The organism is Bacillus cereus group sp. BfR-BA-01360, assembly GCF_022663595.1.
Classification (GTDB): Bacteria; Bacillota; Bacilli; order Bacillales; family Bacillaceae_G; genus Bacillus_A; species Bacillus_A cytotoxicus.
Map to the genome: position 1 here is coordinate 85676 of NZ_JAKUFV010000010.1, position 22289 is coordinate 107964.

The following is a 22289-nucleotide window of genomic DNA, read 5'->3' on the forward strand; positions in this document are numbered from 1 at the left end:
ATGAAAAAAATAATGTTAGTAGCCATTGTTTGTATTGTAGTTGGCATTATTGGTATATCACAAACATATTCGGAGATGGTAGATGCGGCGGAGCAGAAAGAAACGGAAAAAGTTATAAAAAATGAGGCAATTAAAAATGTAGATATTGAATTAGATGCTGGAGATATTGTGATTCAAAAAGGAAAGGATTCTTCTTTCTATGTGAAACAGTCAGGAAATATTGAAAAACAAAGAGTGAGTGTTAATGAAGAAGGAGATGTTTTGGGAATAAAAGGGGAAACAAAAGAAGGATTTTTATTTGACTTTTCATTTTTATCTTCGGGGTTTAAAGCAACAAAGCTAACGGTTGTTGTTCCTGAGCGTACTTATCAAGAAATAAAAATGAAATCATCTGCAGGTGAGATTACAATAAGTGAGGTGAAGAGTGAACGTGTAGAAGCCTTAACTCTTGCTGGAGATGTTGCAATGGAGCGAGTGTCAGCAAAAACAGTAGAAGGCTCTTCAAAAGCAGGAGAAGTGGAAATAAACAGAACGAACGGTAAAGTCGTTGCCAAAACAGCTAGGGGAGATGTAAAGGTTATGGATCATGATGCAAAATACGATTTAGAAGCAAATTCAGAAGCGGGAGACATAGATATTCGTTTACTTGAGAAGCCTCAGAATGCAGTTGTGAGCGGTAAGACGTATGCAGGAGAAGTAGAAATTTTTCAAACAGAGGACAGGAATGTTACATTTGGCGATGGTAGTGTGAAAATCACAGGAAAAACAGCTGCGGGAGATGTTAGCATTCAAGTGAATTAAACATAGACAAGTGAAGATCATTTTCGTTTTATATAATGGAAAGGAAAGAACGTTAAAACGCGACTGTTCATGCAAAGTACAGATTTTTAAGGAAGATGCCAGAGACGTCACATTTAGAAATGACGGTGTGCAAATTGAGAGGAAAACAGCTATGGACGATGGTATAATTAACGTACATTAAAAAATAGACCATTTTGGTCTATTTTTTAATGTAGGTCACGATATACACCAATTACTTTTCCGATAACAGAAACGGTATTTAAAATAATTGGTTCTAAAGAAGAGTTTTCTGGTTGTAGACGGAAGTGATCTTTTTCTTTATAAAAGCGTTTAACTGTGGCTTCATTATCTTCTGTTAGAGCGACGACAATCTCACCATTGTTTGCGGAATGTTGCTGACGAACAACAACTAAATCTCCATCAAAAATACCAGCTTCAATCATACTATCTCCAGATATTCGTAGCATGAATACTTGATCAGCTCCAGCAATGATACTTGCAGGGAGTGGGAAATGTTCTTCCACACTTTCTACAGCTGTAATCGGTAATCCAGCTGTAACTTTTCCGACAATTGGTACTTGAACAACAGATTGTGTACCAATTTCGATTCTTTCTTCTCCTAAAATTTCAATCGCTCTCGGTTTCGTTGGATCGCGTCGAATATATCCTTTCTCTTCTAGACGTGATAAATGTCCGTGCACTGTAGAACTAGAAGCAAGGCCGACTGCTTGACCAATTTCACGTACGGAAGGCGGGTAACCTTTTTCCTGTACTTTCAGTTTAATGAAGTCGAGAATGTCTTGCTGGCGTTTTGTTAACTTTTCCATTTTTTAACACCTCGTTTTTTCGTTTTTCTTATTCATAAGTATACCATGTGAAAAAACATTCTACAAACATAAGTTCGAACATGTAAGAGATTTATGCTAAACTAATAAAAAAATCAAAAAGAGGAAGTGGGTTTTAAATGAATGCAATCATTTATGCTCGTGTAAGTACAACGAAAGAGGCACAAGAAACATCATTGGCACGTCAAAAAGATGAATTGTTGCATTTAGCTGAGCGATATCAAATGAATGTTATAAAGGTGGTTGAAGAACAAGCAAGTGGTTACACGATTGAACGTGAAGGAATATTGGAAATATTAGATATAATACGGGACGAGCAAATTGAGGTACTTCTTATTCAAGATGAAACAAGGCTTGGCAGAGGAAATGCGAAGATTGCTTTAATGCATTGCTTATATAAAGATGGAGTAAAAGTGTATACGCATACACATAACGGTGAATTGCAGCTGTCTGATTCTGATTCAATGGTACTTGATATTATTAGTATCGTGGAAGAGTATCAAAGGAAAATTCATAACTTAAAGATTAAACGTGGCATGAAAAGAGCGGTAGAAAGAGGATTTCGACCGGAGAAAAACTTGAAAAACCGACACTTGAGTACGGGGCGTGAGAAAAAAGAAGTGCCGATTGAAGAGATTGTTCGTTTGCGCCGCAATGAATTAACTTTTGAAGAGATTGCTGCGACACTTCGTGGATTTGGATATGATGTTTCTAAAGCTACTGTGCATCGCAGGTATGTGGAATATACGAAGCAATTGCTTGATAAACAAGACTAACTATTGTATGATAATAATCAGTTTTTAGTAGAAAGGGGATTCGAGATGCTAAGTCACGAACTCATTGAACGCATTAACTTCTTAGCGAGGAAAGCGAAGAATGAAGGTTTAACTGAAGAAGAACAACGGGAACGTCAATCGCTCCGTGAACAATATTTAAAAGGATTTCGCCAAAACATGTTAAACGAATTAAAAGGAATTAAAATCGTGAATGAAGAGGGGAAAGATATTACCCCAGCGAAATTAAAAGCGTTAAAAAAGAAAAATAATGTCAAGCTAAATTAAAAGATGGGACAAGCCCATCTTTTTTATTTTCATAGAAATATATAGTGGTGTAGTTTCTTTAGATCTTCATTTTATTACCGTCCAGTTCTGATTGAGAGTTGCTTCAACCACTTTTCTTTTCAATATATAGTTTGCAATGATTTCAGACATATCAATCGGTATGTCTTTTATAACCGGTTTATTTTGATACATAAAGTAGTTCCCGCCACCGCTTGCCCGGTAATTATTCATAACAACATCATACTCATCCGTAAGAGAAAGAGGCTTTCCTTTGTAATGTAGGGAAACAACTCTTTCTCCAACTGGTTTTGAAATGTTTAGTATGTATGAAATACCTTCCCACATATCATAATTATAATGTTGTGGCTTTGGCTTGATATAGGCAGGGGTTACAACAATCTCTCCGGTTTCATTCAATGAGAAATATTCAGCAGATCGTTCAAGCGCTTCCAGAATATTTTGTCCTGTAATGCGAATGACTTTTAATGTGTTTGGATAAATGTAATTAGAAACAATATCGCGCATTGTAATCTCATTTGGGAATCCGGGAGATGCATTGTGAAATAAACTTGTACAAGAAATATCAACTTCAGCTACGTCCATTTGTACTTTATTGATAAATTCGATAAAAGGATGATCCTGTAAACGAACTTGCATCGGATCATGAACTTTCATATCGCCAACAATTGTACCAATTGGTTGATCAAGCCATTTTTGCGTTCGCTCTTCATAGTCAGATACGAGTGAAAGTAACGTATGATCTGCCGGAACATCTTCTACAGATAGCAGTTCAGAACGACATGTTTTGATGGTCCACCGACTATTATTTTGTTCCAATTCTATTTGAACTTTCCCTAATGAATGGCCATTACATCCAGGTTGTAACACAGTTACACCATTTATTGTTTCGTTTTCGATGAAGCGGTGTTGATGACCAGTTAGTAAGATATCGATTCCCTCTATTTCATGACACATGGCAAAACCTTGATTTTCCCCTGTTAAAGTTTCCGTTGGTGCGCCGGACTGTAAATCTCTTTCAAATCCACCGTGATAAGCTACAACTAATACATCAGGTGCTTCATGCTTATAAATAAAAGAAACCCATTTTTTTGTTGTTTCTAATGCGTCTTCAAACTGTAAATCTTGAATATGATGCGGTTGCTCCCAATTTGGAATGTAATGTGTTGTAACTCCTAAAATAGCGATTTTTATATTTGGTTCGATATGCTTGATCAAATAAGGCTTCCCAAAATAAGGTTTTTTTGTTCTTTTATCTAAAATATTTGCACAGAGATAAGGCATATTAGCATGTGAAACGGCTTTATTTAGTATGTCCATTCCGTAATTAAACTCGTGATTTCCAATAATGGCTGCATCATAGTGGATGTAGTTAGCAAGTATTGTCATCGGATTATCTTTATCACTTTCGTAAGTGGCATAGTGGTAAGTAAACGGTGTCCCTTGAATGAAGTCACCGTTGTCAATTACGATGACATGTTTATGCTGTGAACGCTCCTGCTGGATACGTGTTGCGATTTTTGCTAATCCAATTTCTGCGCTTTCGTTATTTCGGTAATGAAGTGGATAAACGGTTCCATGTATATCGCTTGTAAGTAGAATATTGACTTGTACAGTATGATGTTCTTTCAATCTCAATCATCCTTTTATATTATTTATACATTTATCATAACAAATAAATATAAATACGATTGTATATAATGTTTAGAATGTGTAAAGATTCTGTAAATAATACTTTGTGTTAGGAATTTTATGGTATATTTCTACGTGTTTACAGCTCGTCATTTTATGAATAAGAAAATGGAGGATTTCACATGTTAAAAAAAGTTTTCATGATGGGGGCGACGGCCATACTAGCAGCCAGTCTACTAAGTGGTTGTGGGACAAAGGAATCAAGTGCAACGAAGAGTGAAGAGAAGAAAAAAGGATATGTACCGAAAACATTAAATGTTCAGTTTGTTCCTTCACAAAATGCAGATACGTTAGAGGCGAAAGCAAAGCCGCTTGAAAAGTTGTTAAGTGATAAGCTCAATATTCCTGTTAAAGTTAGCGTTTCCACGAATTACAATACGATTGTCGAAGCGATGGCATCTAAACAGGTAGATGTAGGCTTTTTACCACCAACTGCCTACGTGTTGGCACATGAGAAGAAAGCAGCCAATGTCATATTACAGGCGCAACGATTTGGAGTAGACGATGAAACAGGTCAACCTACAAAAGATTTAGTAGACTTTTATAAATCTGAGTTTGTCGTGAAGAAAGAGTCAAATATTAATAGTATTAAAGATTTGAAAGGGAAAAAAATCGGATATCAAGATGTTACATCTTCTGCGGGATATGTTTGGCCAGCTGCAGTTTTAATGAAGGAAGAGATTGACCCATTAAAAGATGTGAAACCAGTTACATTAAAGGGACATGATCAGTCTATTATTGCTCTTTTAAACGGTGATGTTGACGCGGCAGTTGTATTCCAAGATGCTCGTAATATTGTTAAAAAGGATTATCCAGATGTATTTGATAAGACAAAAATTATAAAGTTCACTGAAAAAATTCCAAACGATACAATTGCGGTGCGTTCTGATTTAGATGCAGAATGGAGCAAAAAGCTGCAAGATGCCTTTATTGAAATTGGAAAAGATGAAGAAGGGCATAAAATTATAAAGGAAGTCTATTCACATGAAGGATATGTTAAGTCTGATGACAGTAAATTTGATATCGTTCGTGAATACGGAAAGAAAGTAAAAACACAGTAACTGAATAGGTGAACTGCCAATGTTGAATGGCCGACTAACGAAGCTGTAACGTAGTTTTTGTTAGTTAGCCGTTTTTCTGTTTCGTAAAACAAGTAGAAAGTAGGTAAGAAGTGTGATTGAGTTTCGAAATGTTTCGAAAATATATCCGAATGGTACAAGAGGTTTAAATAAGATCAACATAAAAATTCATAAAGGCGAATTTATTGTTATGGTTGGGTTGTCTGGTGCAGGGAAATCGACGCTCCTTCGTTCTATTAATAGGCTGCATGAAATTACAGAAGGTGAAATTATCATTGATGGACAATCGATTACGAAGGCGAAAGGAAAAGAATTACGACATATGCGCCGGGATATCGGAATGATTTTTCAAAATTTTAATCTCGTAAAACGGTCTACCGTGTTGAAAAATGTGTTGGCTGGACGCGTTGGGTACCATTCAACATTGCGTACCGTATTGGGACTGTTTCCGAAAGAAGATGTAGAACTTGCATTTCGAGCGTTAGAGCGGGTGAACATTTTAGAAAAGGCATATATGCGTGCTGATGAGTTATCAGGAGGACAACAGCAACGCGTTTCAATTGCGCGAGCCTTGGCACAAGAAGCAAAAATTATTTTAGCTGATGAACCAGTTGCGTCGCTAGATCCCCTGACTACAAAACAAGTGATGGATGATTTGAAGCAGATCAATAAAGAGTTTGGGATTACTACAATTGTAAATTTACATTCGATTGAATTAGCGAGGGAATATGCTACGCGGATTATCGGGTTGCATGCAGGGGAAATCGTATTTGACGGGACGGTAGAGGAAGCGACAGATGAAACATTTGCTGAAATTTATGGATCTTCTATTGAGCGGCATGAATTGCTAGGAGTGGCGGCGAAATGAGAGATGTAACAATGACTCATACAAAAAACATTCCGAAGCCGCCGAAGAAGTTAAAGCACATATTCACAGTGACTTTAATGATTGTATTACTTTGGAGTAGCGGCATACAAGTGAATGCATCATTTATGAAGCTTATAACAGGCTGGCCGAATATGATCGATTTATTAAAGGAAATGGTACCTCCAGATTGGAGCTACTTTCAAGTCATTACGACTGCTATTTTAGAAACAATTCGCATGGCGATTATTGGTACAACTTTCGGAGCTATTCTATCTATTCCACTTGCTGTATTAGCAGCCAATAATGTGTTTACAACTGCTCTTTTATATGGCCCAGCTCGGTTTGTGCTAAATTTTATTCGGACGATACCAGATTTATTATTAGCAGCCATCTTTGTTGCGATTTTTGGAATTGGTCCGCTTCCGGGAATTTTCGCTCTTATCTTTTTTTCAGTTGGAATCATTGCTAAATTATTGTACGAATCGATTGAAGCAATTGATCTAGGTCCGTTAGAAGCGATGACAGCTGTAGGAGCGAATAAAATGCAATGGATTGTATATGGAGTGATGCCACAAGTAATGGCGCAATTTGTTTCCTATGTATTATATACGTTTGAAGTAAATGTGCGAGCAGCAGCTGTTTTAGGCTTAGTTGGTGCGGGCGGTATCGGATTATATTATGACCGTACACTTGGTTTTTTACAGTATCAACAAACGTCTTCTATTATTATTTATACACTTATTGTTGTGTTGTTAATTGATTATATAAGTACAGTATTACGGGAGAAATTATGATGAACAAACCTACAGTGATTGTGCCAAAACCGAAGCAAATGAGTTTATATCGTTGGATGATCTTTATTGCATTGATGCTCTTATATATATGGGCATTTTCAGGAATACCTGTTGAGGGGATAAAAGATACAGCGGGACAAATTACAAAAGCGATTTTATCTGGGATCGTGAATCCAGATTGGACATATGTCTCTTTACCAGGTGGTGAAGATTTATTGCATGGTTTAGTGGATACATTAGCAATTGCCATATTAGGTACGTTTGTGTCTGCTTTTCTTTCTATCCCATTTGCATTTTGGGCAGCTAAAAATATGAATGCAGGGAAAGGAATGTCATCAATAGGAAAGTTTGTGCTTAGTTTTATTCGTACATTCCCTGAATTAGTTATGGCACTGCTATTTATAAAAGCAGTGGGACCAGGGTCTTTCGCAGGTGTTTTAGCATTAGGATTACATTCTATCGGTATGCTAGGGAAGTTGTACGCAGAGGGAATTGAAAATATAGAGAAGGGACCTATTGAAGCCTTGGTGACGAATGGAGCAAATCGTTTTCAAATCCTTTGGTATGCGGTATGGCCACAAGTATTACCCGACTTTTTATCTTATACGCTCTATCGTTTTGAGATTAATGTCCGATCTGCGGCGATTTTAGGTGTTATTGGGGCGGGCGGAATAGGTACACCACTTATTTTTGCATTAAGCTCAAGAAATTGGCCGAGGGTAGGAATCATTTTACTTGGAATTATTATTATGGTAATTATTGTTGATTTTCTTTCAAGTTCAATAAGAAAACGAATTGTATAGCAGTCGGATATGTATTGTTTCAGTATGCAGAAACAATACATATTTTTATAGGGGAAGAGGTAGGTGAAAAGATAAAAAATGAAGCAATAAGATATTTGTGTATAAATATACGGATAATTTATTTTATTTTTAATATAAAAACAAGGAAAAAGTATGACAGATTGAATGCCCATACATTCAAAGGATTGCGTTGTTTTTTTATAAAAAACAAAAAAACATCAACATATTTGTCGATACATGTTGTATAATCTTGCGTGGGAAGCTATCATATAAATGTATAAAACGTTTACTAATATAAGCGAAGGGAAGAATAGCATGTCACATTCAATCGAACAACTTTCTATCAACACGATTCGCACATTATCCATTGATGCGATTGAAAAAGCAAACTCTGGTCATCCAGGAATGCCAATGGGGGCAGCACCAATGGCTTATACATTATGGACTAAGTTTATGAAACATAATCCAAATAATCCAACTTGGTTTAACCGCGATCGTTTCGTATTATCTGCAGGTCATGGTTCTATGCTGTTATACAGCTTACTTCATCTATCTGGTTATGATGTAACAATGGATGATTTAAAGAACTTCCGTCAATGGGGAAGTAAAACACCAGGACATCCAGAATTCGGTCATACACCAGGTGTAGACGCAACAACTGGTCCACTTGGACAAGGTATTTCAACTGCTGTTGGGATGGCGATGGCAGAAAGACATTTAGCAGCGAAATATAATCGTGATGCATACAATGTTGTAGATCATTATACATACGCAATTTGCGGTGATGGTGATTTAATGGAAGGCGTGTCTGCTGAAGCATCTTCGTTAGCAGCACATTTAGGCTTAGGACGACTAGTTGTATTATATGATTCCAATGATATCTCATTAGATGGTGATTTAAATCGTTCATTCTCTGAAAGTGTAGAAGATCGCTATAAAGCATACGGATGGCAAGTAATCCGCGTTGAGGATGGCAATGATATTGAAGCAATTGCAAACGCAATTGAAAGCGCGAAAGCTGACGAAAAACGCCCAACGCTAATTGAAGTAAGAACAACAATTGGTTTCGGTTCTCCAAACAAATCAGGAAAATCAGCTTCGCATGGTTCTCCGCTTGGTAAAGATGAAACAAAATTAACAAAAGAAGCATACGCTTGGACTGCACAAGAAGATTTCCACGTACCAGCAGAAGTATATGAAAACTTCCGTAAAACAGTGCAAGATGTTGGTGAAAGAGCACAAGCTGAATGGAACACAATGTTCGGTGAATATGCAAAAGCATACCCAGAATTAGCAAATGAATTACAAATGGCGATGAAAGGTCTGCTTCCAGAAGGCTGGGAACAAAATCTACCAACTTATGAAGTAGGATCAAAAACAGCAACTCGTTCTTCTTCAGGTGCTGTTATTAATGCAATTGCAGAAGCTGTACCATCATTCTTCGGTGGATCTGCAGACCTTGCTGGTTCTAACAAAACATATATGAATAACGAGAAAGATTTTACAAGAGCTGATTACAGCGGTAAAAACATTTGGTATGGTGTACGTGAGTTCGCAATGGGTGCAGCAATGAACGGTATCGCACTTCATGGCGGTTTAAAAACTTACGGTGGTACATTCTTCGTATTCTCTGATTACTTACGCCCAGCAATTCGTCTTGCGGCATTAATGCAATTACCTGTGACATATGTATTCACGCATGATAGTATCGCTGTTGGTGAAGATGGTCCAACACATGAACCAATCGAACAATTAGCAGCTCTTCGTGCGATGCCGAATGTTTCTGTTATCCGTCCAGCTGATGGTAACGAATCTGTAGCGGCTTGGAGATTAGCTTTAGAATCTACAAAAACACCAACGGCATTAATTTTAACTCGTCAAGATCTTCCTACATTAGAAGGTGCAAAAGAAGATACTTATGAGAAAGTGTCAAAAGGTGCATATGTAATTTCTGCAAGCAAGAAAGAAACAGCTGATGTCATCTTACTTGCAACTGGATCTGAAGTAAGCTTAGCAATTGAAGCGCAAAAAGCGTTGGCGGCAGATGGTATAGATGCATCTGTTGTCAGCATGCCATCTATGGATCGTTTTGAAGCACAATCTGCTGAATACAAAGAATCAGTATTACCAAAAGCAGTAACAAAACGTTTCGCAATCGAAATGGGTGCTACATTCGGATGGCATCGTTACGTTGGTCTTGAAGGCGACATATTAGGTATCGATATGTTTGGTGCATCTGCTCCTGGTGAAAAGATTATGGAAGAGTACGGATTCACTGTAGAAAACGTTGTACGTAAAGTGAAAGAAATGCTTTAATAGCTTTGAAAAATCTCTCCGATATGGAGAGGTTTTTCTATGTAAATGACTGAATTCGACAGAAAAAGTTTTTTCTTTTTCCGTAGTCAGACAATCATTGCACATATTCTTCTATATAATGTAGAGAAAAAGATTGTCCAGATCGGGAGGAGAAAAATGAAAACGTATGAATTGTATTTAATTCAAGAAGATATTGCGAAGACATACTTTGGTCGTGAATCTTTGCTTTTTGATTTATTTGTTCGATTTTCAGAATCTGAATCCCTTTCGGAAAAAAAAGTACTATATAAGCAGATGATGTATATTACGATGCCTTTACAAGTCATAAAAATTCATCATAAATTAGAACAAGCTTTACACCATTTAGGGAAATATAATAGAACATATCATACACATATGCTGTATACAGGAACGGAATACGGAGAAATAATGGTGAAACCACAGTACATTCGAATGAATACCTCTGGAAATGTTTCAATGGAGACAACTTTTTTTGAGGTGCTCAGAAAATGTGAATTAACATTTTTAGCAATGGATTATGAAAATAAGAAGTATGGTTGGCTAAATCCTCTCAAGCAAGCACGAACATATGTATAAAAAATGTCGAATATCATCTTGTCTTATTGAAAAGGTTTTAGTACACTGTAAGGTAGACAACATGAAGGAGGAAAATATATGCCAATTTGGTCAGGTATTCTAGTTGGTGTAGTAGCATTACTAGCAGGCGTAGCGTTAGGTTTTTTTATCGCTCGTAAATATATGATGAACTACTTACAAAAAAATCCACCAATTAATGAACAAATGTTAAAAATGATGATGATGCAAATGGGACAAAAACCGTCTCAAAAGAAAATTAATCAAATGATGAGCGCGATGAACAAGCAAATGAAATAAGCGCGAAAAGGACATCCGGCACGGATGTCCTTTTCATTTGAAGGTACTAATTTTAAAAACTTTTAAAAATTCTGTATTTTTGATAAACTGAACACATCGCTTATTTTAAGAGAGGAGGATAACATGAAAGTATTTTTTAAGTTAGCTTGGTTTTTTAAACAAGAAAAGCGAGCGTACATAACGGGAATTATTTTATTATTTGGAGTAGCATTATTAGAGCTTGTGGCACCAAAAGTAATTGGAATTATTGTTGATGAGATTAATAATCAAACATTAACTGCCGAAAAGTTATTACAATGGGTTGGGCTTTTAATCATTGTTGGAATTACAATGTATATATTACGTTATATATGGCGTATTATGATTTTCGGTTCTTCTTTAAAATTAGCACGTCAATTGAGGAGTAGGTTATATGAACACTTTACAAATATGAGCCCTTCGTTTTATCAATCGCATCGTACAGGTGATTTAATGGCTCATGCGACAAATGATATTCAAGCGATTCAACAAACAGCTGGCTCTGGTGTATTGACACTTGTTGACTCTCTAGCTGTAGGAGGGTGTGTATTAATGGCAATGGGGTTTACGATTAGCTGGAAGTTAACGTTAATTAGCCTCCTTCCTATGCCAATTGTAGCAATTTCTACAAATTATTATGGTACATTGTTACATAGACGATTTCATAAAGCACAACAAGCATTTTCGGAAATTAACGATAAAGTACAAGAAAGTATGAGTGGGGTGAAGGTAATTCGCTCACTTGGTCAAGAAAAAGAAGACTTACAAGCATTTCGAAAAAAGTCAGAAGATGTAGTATATAAAAATATGTTAGTTGCTCGTATTGACTCATTGTTTGATCCAACAATTGCCCTTATTGTTGGTTTTTCATTTCTAATCGCAGTTTGTTACGGATCACTTTTAGTTGTGCGGGGAGAATTGACAGTAGGTGGGTTAATTACTTTTACAACATATTTAGGAACTCTCGTTTGGCCGATGTTAGCGTTTGGTTGGCTTTTTAATATTATGGAACGCGGGCGAGCGTCATATGATCGCGTTGAAAAAATTTTATCTCAAACTTCAGCTGTCGTGAATAAAGAGGATGCAATACAGCGTGTAGCGAGCGGTGATGTATCATTTGCAATCGATACATTTTCTTATAAGAAAAATGAAGTGTTGAATTTGAAAGATATTCATTTTGAATTGAAAAAGGGAGAAACATTAGGCGTTGTTGGCCGAACAGGTGCGGGAAAAACGACGTTATTAAAATGTCTGATTAGAGAGTATGATCATTTTAATGGTGAATTAAAAATTGGAAATCAAGATATTCGCAATATGACACTTCATAGTGTTAGGGCAGCTATTTCTTATGTTCCGCAAGACCATTTCTTATTTTCAACAAGCATAGGAGAAAATATTGCATTTGGAAAAACAAATGCGTCATATAAGGAAATTGTGCGTGCTGCTGAAATTGCATGTATTCATGATGATATTGTTCAATTTCCTGAAGGGTATGATACAGTAGTAGGGGAAAGAGGAGTTTCTTTATCAGGTGGGCAAAAACAGCGAATTTCTATTGCGCGTGCATTATTAACAGATGCTGAAATTTTAATTTTAGATGATTGTTTATCTGCGGTAGATGCCAAGACTGAGGAAAACATTTTAACAGCTTTAAAACGAGAAAGAGCACAAAAAACAACGATTATAACAGCACATCGGTTAAGTGCGATTCAACATGCCGATCTTATTCTTGTTATAGATGAAGGAAAGATTGTAGAGAGAGGGACGCATGAACAATTGATGAAGCAAACGGGGTGGTATAAAGAGATGTATGAAAGTCAACAGTTAGAGGCGCTAGTTGAGAAAGGAGGCATATAATGGCTGAGAAAAAGAGAAGTGACTTATGGCGATTACTTTCTTATATGAAACCATATAAAGGGTTGTTATCACTAGCGTTTCTATTTTTAGTTGGTGCAACGGTTACTGAAATGATGGGGCCATTTTTAATTAAACAATTTCTAGATGAACACTTAGTTCCACGTAATTTTGAACAATCGGCATTAATAACGTTATTTGTTATATATATGGTCGCCCATTTATTAAAAGTTTTATTTACGTATTTAAACCTATTGTACTTTCAAAATATTGCATTTAAAATTGTGCAAGATATGCGTGTAGAAGTATATGAACATGTGCAAAAGCTGTCGCTAAGTTTTTTTGATCGTACCCCAATTGGGACACTTGTATCGCGCATAACGAATGATACAGAAGCAATTAAAGATTTTTATGTGAGTGTATTATCGACGTTTGTGAAAAATATTGTATTTTTAATTGGAATATTAGTAGCAATGTTTTTGCTGGATGTAAAACTAGCTTTATGTTCTCTTATCATGATTCCAATTATGGTGACGATTATGGCAGTATATCGCCGGAAAAGTTCAGCTTTTTATTTAGAATTACGCAGTCAACTTAGTATTTTAAATGCGAAGTTAAATGAATCGATTCAAGGTATGAATATTGTGCAAGTATTCCGGCAAGAAAGACGGATGAGAAAAGAGTTTGAAGAGATAAATGGTAAGCATTATAATGCTGGTCGCCGAACGTTAAAGTTAGATGCATTGCTTTTACGTCCAGCAACAGATCTTGTGCACATTATGGCAATTGCATTCGTACTTGCATTGTTTGGGATTCATGCATTGAATAGTCCTGTTGAAGTTGGAGTATTATATGCTTTTGTTAACTATATTCACCGTTTCTTTCAACCTGTAAATGAAATGATGATGAAGCTTTCGTTCTTTCAACAAGCACTCGTTTCATCTTCCCGTGTGTTTCATTTAATGGATGAAAATGATTTGGCACCCGTTCAACAAGGGAATGAAAAGCCACAAGTGCATGAAGGGGAAATTGAGTTTCAAAATGTTACTTTTTCTTATGATGGGAAGCGAGATGTGTTAAAGAATGTGTCGTTTCATGTGAAGCCTGGACAAACGGTTGCTTTTGTTGGGCACACTGGTAGTGGAAAAAGTACCATTATGAACTTATTGATGAGATTTTATCACATTAAGTCAGGAAATATTCGAATAGATGGTGTAAATTTAGAAGAATTTGAGGAACAGGAAATTCGACAAAAGATTGGTCTTGTTTTGCAAGATGCATTTTTATTTGTTGGAAATGTGAAGCAAAATATTCGTATGTATGATGAAAGTATTACGGATGAAGAAGTAGAAGCAGCAGCCCGCTTTGTTCAAGCGAATACGTTTATTGAAAAGTTGCCAGAGCAGTATCATACAGAAGTAGTGGAACGGGGTACGGCTTTCTCGAGTGGGCAAAGACAATTGATTGCTTTCGCAAGAACAATTGCAACGAATCCGAAAGTACTTGTATTAGATGAAGCGACAGCAAATATTGATACGGAAACAGAAGAAGCAATTCAAACAGCATTGCAGCGTATGCGTAAAGGAAGAACTACAATTGCGATTGCGCACCGATTGTCCACGATCCAAGATGCCGATCAAATATTTGTAATGCATGAAGGAGAAATTGTCGAACGAGGAACACATCAAGAACTGCTAAGTAAGCAAGGACTCTACTATAATATGTATTTGCTTCAGAATAAAGGAAGTCTGCAAAAAGCCTTGTAGTAGCAAGGCTTTTTGCAATTTTATCCCGCTATTTTAGGGCAGTAAGACTCCCGCCTCAAGATTCAGGGAGAAGCAAGGAAGATAGGTGGGAGTAGGGCTGCCCGTAACAGCTCGATTGGTGAGGGTTCATAATCAGTGGGGATGAAGAAAACCCCCACTGATTAAAGTTTCACTTTATAGTATAATAGGATAAAAATATTTTAGAATCAGAATCTGATAAGGAATAAAGGAGAGGGAAAATGGAATATGTGCTTATATGTGTCATTTTGGCTTTATTAGCTGTAGCATTTGTATTGTTTTATAAAAATAAACAGCTAGAATCTGAGAAGCAACAAGTGGATTTTGAAAAAGCACAAGTTATAGAAAACTATCAAGGGGAGATTGCTGCTACAGTTGAAAATTATGAACAGCAGCAAGAAACGATAAAAAATATAGAAAAACAAAAATACAATGATTTAAAAGTGAAAGCAGCTCGTGAAATTGAAAATATGCGAATGATGAAGAGCGAACTCACAATGCAACATAGTAAAGAGCGCAGTGAAATGCAGCAGAAACATAATCATGAAGTACAAATATTACAAAATTTTATTGCAGATTTAAAGGTGTATTCAAAAAATGTAGCGGAAATACATACGCATGAACTATTACATAACATGAAACAACAATTTATTCAGCAGGAAATTGTAAAAGAAAATGAGATATACATGATTCCAAATATATTTTTGCCGAAAATATCAAGCAGAACAAAAAGGAAGATGAAAAATCGCCGTATTCATCATGTGTTGTTATTAAGAACAGGCATATATGTGATTGAAACAGTAGAATGTAAAGGAAGAATCATACACGGTTTAACAAAAGATAATGCAGGGATCTTTTCATTTATGGTTGATGAAATAGGAAAGTATCAATATGAGCATAATCAAGAAGAAACGTTCATTTTTATAAAAGAAGAGCAAACGGGAACTTTGAAAGTAGTAAATGAAGGCAATGTTGTTTATAAGATACAATATCTTTCGGAAAGTTTATATGAGTATTTAAAAGAGAAAAATGCAGAAATTATAAAAGAAGAAGTAAAGCCGGTTATATATTTTGAGAATGAGAGAAATCAATATGAAATAATAGACTGTTCTCATGAACGAGTCCCAAGATTGAAAGATAGAGAACAATTTATTATGTATTTTAAAAATGTGCTGTTAAATGAAAAAGTGTTATATACTGCAAAAGAATTACAAGAAATAAAAACCGTGATAGAACAGATAGACAAGGTGATTGCTCAAAAATGATGCCATAAAGGAGACGCGTTATTGAAAACATATATGAAACCTTTATTATGGGGAACATTGTATTTATATACTTTTTTCTACTTATTCATTTACCTAGCTTTTATATGCATAATTGTTATAGCTCATTCATCCTATAGTATAGTGAGTGTTTTAGCGGTATCAATTCCATTTATAATTTTGCTTTTGTTTCGGCGGGTGATGTTTAAACTTGCTTTAAGTGATGAGCAAGAAATATATCGTAAGAAACTGAAAAGTATTACAGTTGTTGGTGCGGCATTATTTACTGTATGTATCATACAACTAGGGGTTAATGAATATCAGTCGAGGTTTCACCAAGAAACATGGTTAAAAAATGATGGCAAACGAGTGTATATGATAGATGATTTACTAGCGAAACATAAACTAGTTGGAACATCCAAGGAAGAGGTTATCACGTTATTGGGTACACCAACAGAAATAAGACAATTTGAAACTGTCCATCAAATGATATATTATTTAGGAACTGAAGGAGGATTTATCCCGATTGATAGTGAATGTCTCATTTTATATTTAAATCATAATGATAGGATAATAGATTATAGAATTGAAACGGACTAAAATAGCGGAATATAAAAAACAGAAGGTATGTTGGCACCTTCTGTTTTTTTACAGTTTTCATATATGTACAATAACGATAAATGATGTCGAATCTTATCTATACGAATAAGAAAAAAGTCGTTATAATTTAAGGTAGTTAAGTAATTTAGTAGGTTGCTAAAATATAATTGTATGAGAAAAGGAGGCGTAAGAACACGAAATGTTGTTGGACATAACGTGTTAAGAAGTAGAATGAAAAAAGGACTTTATAATGTTTTCGCAATGTCAATTGCATTGCAGGTGGTAATGATTCCAAGTGATTCTTTTGCAGCACCGTTAGAAAAAACGATAGAGTTATCAACAGATGAGCAAGCGTTGAAAAGTATTGAGAATCATATGAAATATGAAGATGGACGTGGTGATAGTCAAGAAGCTAATAGTGAAGTACAAGGGGATTTTCTGGTACATATAAAAAAAGAAACGTCAATATATGAATCATCGGACTTAAAGGAATGGACTGGGAAGAATTTTTCTAAGCAAGTGGTGAAAGCTTCAAAGAGAAAAGGAAATGCTTATTACATTCAAACACGAAATGAAGCAGGGTGGATACAACATATAGATAATCATGTTGAAGTTCGAAATATTTATCCATTATCGAATAAGAGACTCGTTATTCATGAAGAAACTGCTCTGTATTCTTCACCTTTCGATTCATTTCAAGAAGAAAGTACATTACAACCTCAAACAGTTGTAGCGATTGGACAAGCGGGAGATTGGTTCCAAGTTGAAACAAATGAAGGGAAGAAGTGGATTCATTCCTCAAATGTAGCGTTTGAAGGGACAAAAGCATCCCTTATTCAAAATAACGAGATGCCAACTCATAAAAAACGTGAGGCAGGTCTATATTATGCAGCACCGTCTGCTTTAAAAATAGGATCTATTTATGGGGTACCATTTACAGAATGGATTGTCCCAAAAGGAAATGATAATATTCGTCCTGGTTATGCAATGGATCCAAAGTATATTACCATTCATGAAACGGATAATTATAGCGTTGGCGCAGGGGCTAGAAATCATGCTCAATATTTATATAATCAAGCAACAGGGGATACAGATCGCTCAGCATCTTGGCATTTTACAGTGGATGATAAAGAGATTTATCAGCATCTTCCGTTAAATGAAAATGGTTGGCATGCAGGAGATGGATCCAATGGAACAGGTAATAGACAATCCATTGCGATTGAGATTGCTGTAAATCAAGATGGGAATTACGATAAAGCGGTAGAAAATGCTCGGAAATTAACAGCTTATTTGATGGGAGAGTTACACATTCCTATAGAAAATGTGAAAAAACACCAATATTGGAGTGGGAAAATTTGTCCCGCAATTATGATTCAACGCGGTGCGTGGAATGCTTTCTTACAAGGTGCAAAAAGTTACTATGATGAAAATCATCAAGATGATATTACAGGTGGATGGTATGAACAAGATATTCGCGAATTAGCTGCGAAAGGAATTATGGTTGGGGATGGAAATGGTTCCTATTGGCCAAATCGTCTTGTGACGCGCGGAGAATTTGCAAATTTCATTTCGCGATCATTACAGCTGCCAGAAGGAAGTTCAACGCTTACAGATTTAAGTGAAGCTCATCCATCATTAGTAGACGGTATTAATCGTGCAGCAAGTGCAGGAATTATTAATGGTCGAGGAGACAATACGTTTGATCCAAATGATACAATTAAACGTGATGAAGTTGTCATTATGATTGATCGTGCTTTACAGTATAAAGGTATCACAGGAACTTTAGTTGAAGTACCATTTTCTGATCAAAACTTAGCATATGACAAGCAAGCATTAAAACGTGTCTATGGATTAGGAATTGTAAAAGGAAATGAAAATAATGAATTTATGCCAAAAGGAACAGCTACTCGTGGCGAATCAGCAGCATTTATAAATAGAATGTTACATGTAATAGAGGGGTAATAAGCAAAAAGTACTCACGTTTGTGGGTACTTTTTCTTTTTCAATATATCTGAAACAGGAATTGCATATTTTGTATGGAATAAGGAATAAAAGTGGAGTGAATCTAATATATTTAGATGATTTGTTCTACTTTTCATGAAAATCATAATGGATTTTAGAACAAGAATGAAAAGGAGGTAAGACGGTGGGAAAAATACCGACTGAAGTCCTGAGTAAAGAATTGATGGAAAGAGAAGGGATTATATCTATTACCGTAAGAGAATTTGAAAAAATCGAGGTAGCAGGGGTTGTCGTATCTGGGCCAGCTCTTATTTTAATTAATCAAGACTAGCTGTACATATTATGAGTAAAAGCATCCGTATAGGATGCTTTTTCGTTTGCAGGAAAAGAATTTTATTAGATAATAGAGCTACTGGAGGGAAAAAAGTGGCTATTATTCTTACAATGTTTGCAATGGGGATTTTATTAGGGTTTGTTGGAGCTGGTGGAGCAGGGTTTATAATTGGAGTTTTAACTCTTATATTCCAAGTGCCCATTCATATAGCTCTTGCAACTTCGCTAACAGCAATGGCATTTACAACACTTTCAGGTGTAGTAAGTCATTATAGAGAGGGGAATGTTTCTTTAAAAATAGGAGGGGTTGTAGGAATATTTGGGGCGATTGGATCGTATGTTGGCTCTCAGTTTGGGGCAGTAATTCCAGCGCAGCTTCTTCATTGGTTTACTGCTAGTATGCTATTTTTATCAGCCATATGTATGTGTATTCGATTACTCTATTTCCACAATCAATCGAAAATGAATCATGAAAAAGGATTATCTATCACTATATTAGTGAAAAGTATGTTACTAGGTTTAGTAACTGGAAGTTTAGCGGGTGCTTTTGGGATAGGATCAGCACCATTTATTCAACTAGGATTAATGGTATTATTAGGTTTAACAATTCAGCAATCGGTTGGAACGACAATGCTCATTATTCTTCCAATTGCAATTGGAGGTGGGATTGGTTATAGTTCAGCCGGATATTTAAATTATGTATTATTGGTACAAGTTTTAATAGGAACGATGTTAGGTGCCTATTTAGGAGCGAAATTTACTAACTTTGCTCCACGTATTGTTTTGAAACTGTCTATGATTATGACACCGATTGCAGCAGGATGTCTGCTGTTAGTAGAATAGGATTTGGGTCTTATTGCCTTTACATAAAAGAGATAAGGAATTGTGGAACATATATAACAAGCTATTAATATGTTTTACATATGAATTATGTAAGTAATTCATATTTCAAATATAAAGGGATTTGCTATAATATAATGAGTGTAACGTTCGAGTATTCGACGTATTACTAGTATTATATCCCTATCCCTTTTCTAAAAATGCGAACAAGTTTTGCCCTATTCTATTTCATTTCTCAATGAATAGAAATATATTGTTCGATGACCATTATAGAACGTACATAATGGTGAAATCCCGATCCTTAAAGAGGATGCCCCTAATCTTCATATGAAAATATGATCGGAAGTAGAAAGCTGCCCTATTTAGGTCAGCTTTTTTTTTGATATGCACTATATTCTTCAGTAATTTCTGTTTGTAATAGAAGAGATTTCCCAAAGCGGCGTTTACATTCATTCGTTACTTTCTCAATGGCGAGAGTATGAGAAGTAGCAGATACCGTAACCGTTGTCCTTCTCGATGTTCGATTTTGTTCACAAAAGACACATTCCACAACATATTTAGAAATCATATTTTCATCCTTTCTTATGAATGATTAGGAATGAATTGTCTTGGAAGTTGATATAACCTTTCGATGTAAAATGTATTTCCCCTCTATTTCTGAGGGGAAAATGTAGGGGAAAGACTTTATTTTTCTTATAACTTTTGAATATTGAGATGGAACCAAGTGAAACTTTAATCAGTGTGGGCTCCATCCCCCGTTTGATTAATCGGGCTTGTTACTTCCCTAAAATAGAGAAGAAGAGTAAGGGGGGAATACTCCGAGCCCATTACAGTTTCATAACGGGCTGGGATCTATTATTTTTCTATTACGTTATAAACTTTTTGAGTGTTTTCGCTTTCGAAGTTATTATTCTTTCTTATTTTCATGTAATAGTATGTGTAACAAAAGATAATAAATGGGATTGTGCAGTAGATTCCTAATCTTTGATTCGGGATGAAGAGTAAGCTAACTAATATAATTCCATACAGTCCGAACCCTAGAATTGGTATAACGGGATACAATGGAGTTTTAAACTTCAAATCTGTTAATTTCCCGCCATTTGCTACATATTGTTTGCGGAAAAGAAGCTGGGAAGCACAGATAGACATCCAAACAATAATAGTTATGACTCCAGAAATGGAAATTAACCATAAGTACACTGTTTCAGCAGCTACAACACTTGTGAGTAAAGATAATCCGGAAATAGATATTGTCATGATGAGGGCATATAGTGGGATACCTCTAGATGATAATTTCTGTAAAAATGCCGGGGCCATACCATTTTTTGATAGGGACCAAAGCATTCGAGTTGCGGCATACAGACCTGAATTTGCAACAGAAAGAACCGCAGTAAGGATAACGAAATTCATTATATCAGCTGCATACGGAATACCTATACGATCAAACACAGCAACAAAAGGACTTTTCGTTAATCCAGCTTCTTGCCAAGGGATTAAAGCGACTAGAACGAAAATTGCTAAAACAAAGAAAAACATTGTCCGCCATATAATATTTCTAATAGAACGCGGTAATGTTTTTGCAGGATTTTCACTTTCACCAGCTGCAATCCCAACAAGTTCTGTACCTTGAAAAGAATAATTTACAGTAACCATTGTTAATAAAATGGCACCAATACCATTTGGAAATAGGCCGCCATGCTCGATAAAGTTAGAAAGCAGCGGGGCAGGTTCATTTCCTTTCAACTCAATAATGCCCAACATAGCTGCGCCTCCAAGAATAATAAAAGCTACAATAGCGGATACTTTAATACTTGAAAACCAAAATTCAGTTTCAGCATAACTACGAGCAGATAGGGCATTTATCGTAAAGATTGTGACACCAAATATGAGGCACCATACCCATACAGGAATACCTGGAAGCCAGCGTTGCATTGTAATACCTGCAGTTGTAAATTCGAGTCCAGTCGTATTTGCCCAGCTTAACCAATATAGCCAACCAATTGTAAAGCCGGTGGCTGGGTTTATAAATTGTGTTGCATATTCTTGAAAAGATCCAGAAACGGGCATTGCTACAGCAAGTTCACCGAGACATAGCATAACAAAGTACATTAACAATCCGCCTGCAATAAAAGCAAGTACAGCCCCACCAGGTCCAGCTTGACTAATAATAAAGCCAGATCCATTAAATAATCCGGTTCCAATTACACCTCCAAGTGCAATCATAAATAGATGTCGGCTTTTCATCGTGCGTTTTAATTCATGATTTTGTTTATTGAGTTCTGTCATATTCTTCCTCACTTCCCCATGTAATAGATTCAAATACAATTTTCTGTATAGTGGAATATATTTCATCATACGGAATATAGTTTTAATTTTCAGATAATTATAGTGAAAAGTCAATCTTTTTATTTTTTTGAAAATTAAATAATTTGTTTGATTTCTTGAGAAGATTTTGTTAAATTGGT

Annotated in this window: 21 protein-coding genes; 17 read left to right on the plus strand and 4 right to left on the minus strand. The window is 35.8% G+C overall.

All coding sequences use genetic code 11. The features are described 5' to 3' along the window. Nucleotides 1–801, plus strand: a complete 801-nt coding sequence (locus MR056_RS11665) for a DUF4097 family beta strand repeat-containing protein (RefSeq protein ID WP_048723364.1) — start codon at nt 1–3, stop codon at nt 799–801. Nucleotides 802–1007: 206 nt separating this feature from the next. Here the strand turns inward: MR056_RS11665 and lexA are convergent, their stop codons facing one another. Continuing rightward, nucleotides 1008–1628, minus strand: coding sequence for a transcriptional repressor LexA (lexA, locus tag MR056_RS11670; protein WP_048723366.1), 621 nt, complete (start codon nt 1626–1628; stop codon nt 1008–1010). A 137-nt stretch (nt 1629–1765) separates the two neighbouring features. On the opposite strand from lexA, the gene MR056_RS11675 reads away from it, so the two are divergent. Together MR056_RS11675 and MR056_RS11680 are read left to right on the plus strand one after the other, a co-directional pair. Then, a complete protein-coding gene (locus MR056_RS11675; RefSeq protein ID WP_048723369.1) occupies nt 1766–2422 on the plus strand; it encodes a YneB family resolvase-like protein in 657 nt (218 codons plus the stop codon). 45 nt (nt 2423–2467) lie between these two features. Further along, nucleotides 2468–2707, plus strand: coding sequence for a DUF896 domain-containing protein (locus tag MR056_RS11680; protein WP_012094784.1), 240 nt, complete (start codon nt 2468–2470; stop codon nt 2705–2707). Between the two features lie 66 nt (nt 2708–2773). Here MR056_RS11680 and MR056_RS11685 read toward each other — a convergent pair whose 3' ends face one another. Beyond that, complete coding sequence (locus MR056_RS11685) at nt 2774–4357, minus strand: bifunctional metallophosphatase/5'-nucleotidase (protein ID WP_087098953.1); 1584 nt, start codon at nt 4355–4357, stop codon at nt 2774–2776. A 182-nt stretch (nt 4358–4539) separates the two neighbouring features. Here MR056_RS11685 and MR056_RS11690 point away from each other — a divergent pair, with 182 nt between their 5' ends. From MR056_RS11690 to MR056_RS11755, 14 genes are all read left to right on the plus strand, one after another. Beyond that, entirely contained in the window at nt 4540–5478 is a 939-nt protein-coding gene (locus MR056_RS11690) for a phosphate/phosphite/phosphonate ABC transporter substrate-binding protein (protein ID WP_012094782.1), read from the plus strand. 112 nt (nt 5479–5590) lie between these two features. Then, nucleotides 5591–6364: a phosphonate ABC transporter ATP-binding protein gene (gene phnC, locus MR056_RS11695; RefSeq protein WP_048723372.1), complete on the plus strand. Its 774-nt coding sequence runs from the start codon at nt 5591–5593 to the stop codon at nt 6362–6364. Continuing rightward, a complete protein-coding gene (phnE, locus tag MR056_RS11700) occupies nt 6361–7158 on the plus strand; it encodes a phosphonate ABC transporter, permease protein PhnE (RefSeq protein WP_048723373.1) in 798 nt (265 codons plus the stop codon). The genes phnC and phnE (MR056_RS11700) overlap by 4 nt, the downstream gene beginning before the upstream one ends. Then, nucleotides 7158–7961 carry a phosphonate ABC transporter, permease protein PhnE gene (gene phnE / locus MR056_RS11705; RefSeq protein WP_048723374.1) on the plus strand — a complete coding sequence of 268 codons (804 nt, stop codon included), beginning with the start codon at nt 7158–7160 and terminating at the stop codon, nt 7959–7961. The genes phnE (MR056_RS11700) and phnE (MR056_RS11705) overlap by 1 nt, the downstream gene beginning before the upstream one ends. Nucleotides 7962–8276: 315 nt before the next feature. Then, nucleotides 8277–10277 (plus strand): transketolase, encoded by a 2001-nt coding sequence (gene tkt / locus MR056_RS11710; protein WP_012094778.1) that lies wholly within the window; start codon nt 8277–8279, stop codon nt 10275–10277. A 156-nt stretch (nt 10278–10433) separates the two neighbouring features. Beyond that, nucleotides 10434–10874 carry a sporulation inhibitor of replication protein SirA gene (gene sirA / locus MR056_RS11715; protein ID WP_012094777.1) on the plus strand — a complete coding sequence of 147 codons (441 nt, stop codon included), beginning with the start codon at nt 10434–10436 and terminating at the stop codon, nt 10872–10874. A gap of 78 nt (nt 10875–10952) precedes the next feature. Then, on the plus strand, nt 10953–11171 hold the full coding sequence (locus MR056_RS11720; RefSeq protein ID WP_012094776.1) for a YneF family protein: 219 nt from the start codon (nt 10953–10955) through the stop codon (nt 11169–11171). Nucleotides 11172–11294: 123 nt separating this feature from the next. Continuing rightward, nucleotides 11295–13046, plus strand: coding sequence for an ABC transporter transmembrane domain-containing protein (locus tag MR056_RS11725; RefSeq protein ID WP_012094775.1), 1752 nt, complete (start codon nt 11295–11297; stop codon nt 13044–13046). Beyond that, nucleotides 13046–14809: an ABC transporter ATP-binding protein gene (locus MR056_RS11730; protein ID WP_048723376.1), complete on the plus strand. Its 1764-nt coding sequence runs from the start codon at nt 13046–13048 to the stop codon at nt 14807–14809. Before MR056_RS11725 ends, MR056_RS11730 begins: the two co-directional genes overlap by 1 nt. Before the next feature lie 239 nt (nt 14810–15048). Further along, on the plus strand, nt 15049–16092 hold the full coding sequence (locus MR056_RS11735; RefSeq protein WP_012094773.1) for a chromosome segregation protein: 1044 nt from the start codon (nt 15049–15051) through the stop codon (nt 16090–16092). 198 nt (nt 16093–16290) lie between these two features. Then, nucleotides 16291–16689 carry a hypothetical protein gene (locus MR056_RS11740; protein ID WP_235436424.1) on the plus strand — a complete coding sequence of 133 codons (399 nt, stop codon included), beginning with the start codon at nt 16291–16293 and terminating at the stop codon, nt 16687–16689. Nucleotides 16690–16920: 231 nt separating this feature from the next. Then, entirely contained in the window at nt 16921–18651 is a 1731-nt protein-coding gene (locus tag MR056_RS11745; RefSeq protein WP_087098984.1) for an S-layer homology domain-containing protein, read from the plus strand. 184 nt (nt 18652–18835) lie between these two features. After that, entirely contained in the window at nt 18836–18982 is a 147-nt protein-coding gene (locus MR056_RS11750) for a BC1881 family protein (RefSeq protein WP_012094770.1), read from the plus strand. 95 nt (nt 18983–19077) lie between these two features. Then, nucleotides 19078–19827, plus strand: coding sequence for a sulfite exporter TauE/SafE family protein (locus tag MR056_RS11755; RefSeq protein WP_087098949.1), 750 nt, complete (start codon nt 19078–19080; stop codon nt 19825–19827). 364 nt (nt 19828–20191) lie between these two features. Here the strand turns inward: MR056_RS11755 and MR056_RS11760 are convergent, their stop codons facing one another. Next, entirely contained in the window at nt 20192–20392 is a 201-nt protein-coding gene (locus MR056_RS11760) for a DUF3903 domain-containing protein (RefSeq protein ID WP_012094768.1), read from the minus strand. Nucleotides 20393–20679: 287 nt separating this feature from the next. Continuing rightward, complete coding sequence (locus tag MR056_RS11765; RefSeq protein ID WP_087098947.1) at nt 20680–22110, minus strand: amino acid permease; 1431 nt, start codon at nt 22108–22110, stop codon at nt 20680–20682. Nucleotides 22111–22289 lie beyond the last annotated feature (179 nt).

Excerpts from the sequence above, each read along its gene's own strand:
- MR056_RS11665 (WP_048723364.1), top strand. The coding sequence starts at position 1 with ATGAAAAAAATAATGTTAGTAGCCATTGTTTGTATTGTAGTTGGCATT.
- lexA (WP_048723366.1), bottom strand. The coding sequence starts at position 1,628 with ATGGAAAAGTTAACAAAACGCCAGCAAGACATTCTCGACTTCATTAAA.
- MR056_RS11675 (WP_048723369.1), top strand. The coding sequence starts at position 1,766 with ATGAATGCAATCATTTATGCTCGTGTAAGTACAACGAAAGAGGCACAA.
- MR056_RS11680 (WP_012094784.1), top strand. The coding sequence starts at position 2,468 with ATGCTAAGTCACGAACTCATTGAACGCATTAACTTCTTAGCGAGGAAA.
- MR056_RS11690 (WP_012094782.1), top strand. The coding sequence starts at position 4,540 with ATGTTAAAAAAAGTTTTCATGATGGGGGCGACGGCCATACTAGCAGCC.
- phnE (WP_048723373.1), top strand. The coding sequence starts at position 6,361 with ATGAGAGATGTAACAATGACTCATACAAAAAACATTCCGAAGCCGCCG.
- phnE (WP_048723374.1), top strand. The coding sequence starts at position 7,158 with ATGAACAAACCTACAGTGATTGTGCCAAAACCGAAGCAAATGAGTTTA.
- tkt (WP_012094778.1), top strand. The coding sequence starts at position 8,277 with ATGTCACATTCAATCGAACAACTTTCTATCAACACGATTCGCACATTA.
- sirA (WP_012094777.1), top strand. The coding sequence starts at position 10,434 with ATGAAAACGTATGAATTGTATTTAATTCAAGAAGATATTGCGAAGACA.
- MR056_RS11720 (WP_012094776.1), top strand. The coding sequence starts at position 10,953 with ATGCCAATTTGGTCAGGTATTCTAGTTGGTGTAGTAGCATTACTAGCA.
- MR056_RS11725 (WP_012094775.1), top strand. The coding sequence starts at position 11,295 with ATGAAAGTATTTTTTAAGTTAGCTTGGTTTTTTAAACAAGAAAAGCGA.
- MR056_RS11730 (WP_048723376.1), top strand. The coding sequence starts at position 13,046 with ATGGCTGAGAAAAAGAGAAGTGACTTATGGCGATTACTTTCTTATATG.
- MR056_RS11735 (WP_012094773.1), top strand. The coding sequence starts at position 15,049 with ATGGAATATGTGCTTATATGTGTCATTTTGGCTTTATTAGCTGTAGCA.
- MR056_RS11740 (WP_235436424.1), top strand. The coding sequence starts at position 16,291 with ATGTTTAAACTTGCTTTAAGTGATGAGCAAGAAATATATCGTAAGAAA.
- MR056_RS11745 (WP_087098984.1), top strand. The coding sequence starts at position 16,921 with ATGAAAAAAGGACTTTATAATGTTTTCGCAATGTCAATTGCATTGCAG.
- MR056_RS11760 (WP_012094768.1), bottom strand. The coding sequence starts at position 20,392 with ATGATTTCTAAATATGTTGTGGAATGTGTCTTTTGTGAACAAAATCGA.
- MR056_RS11765 (WP_087098947.1), bottom strand. The coding sequence starts at position 22,110 with ATGACAGAACTCAATAAACAAAATCATGAATTAAAACGCACGATGAAA.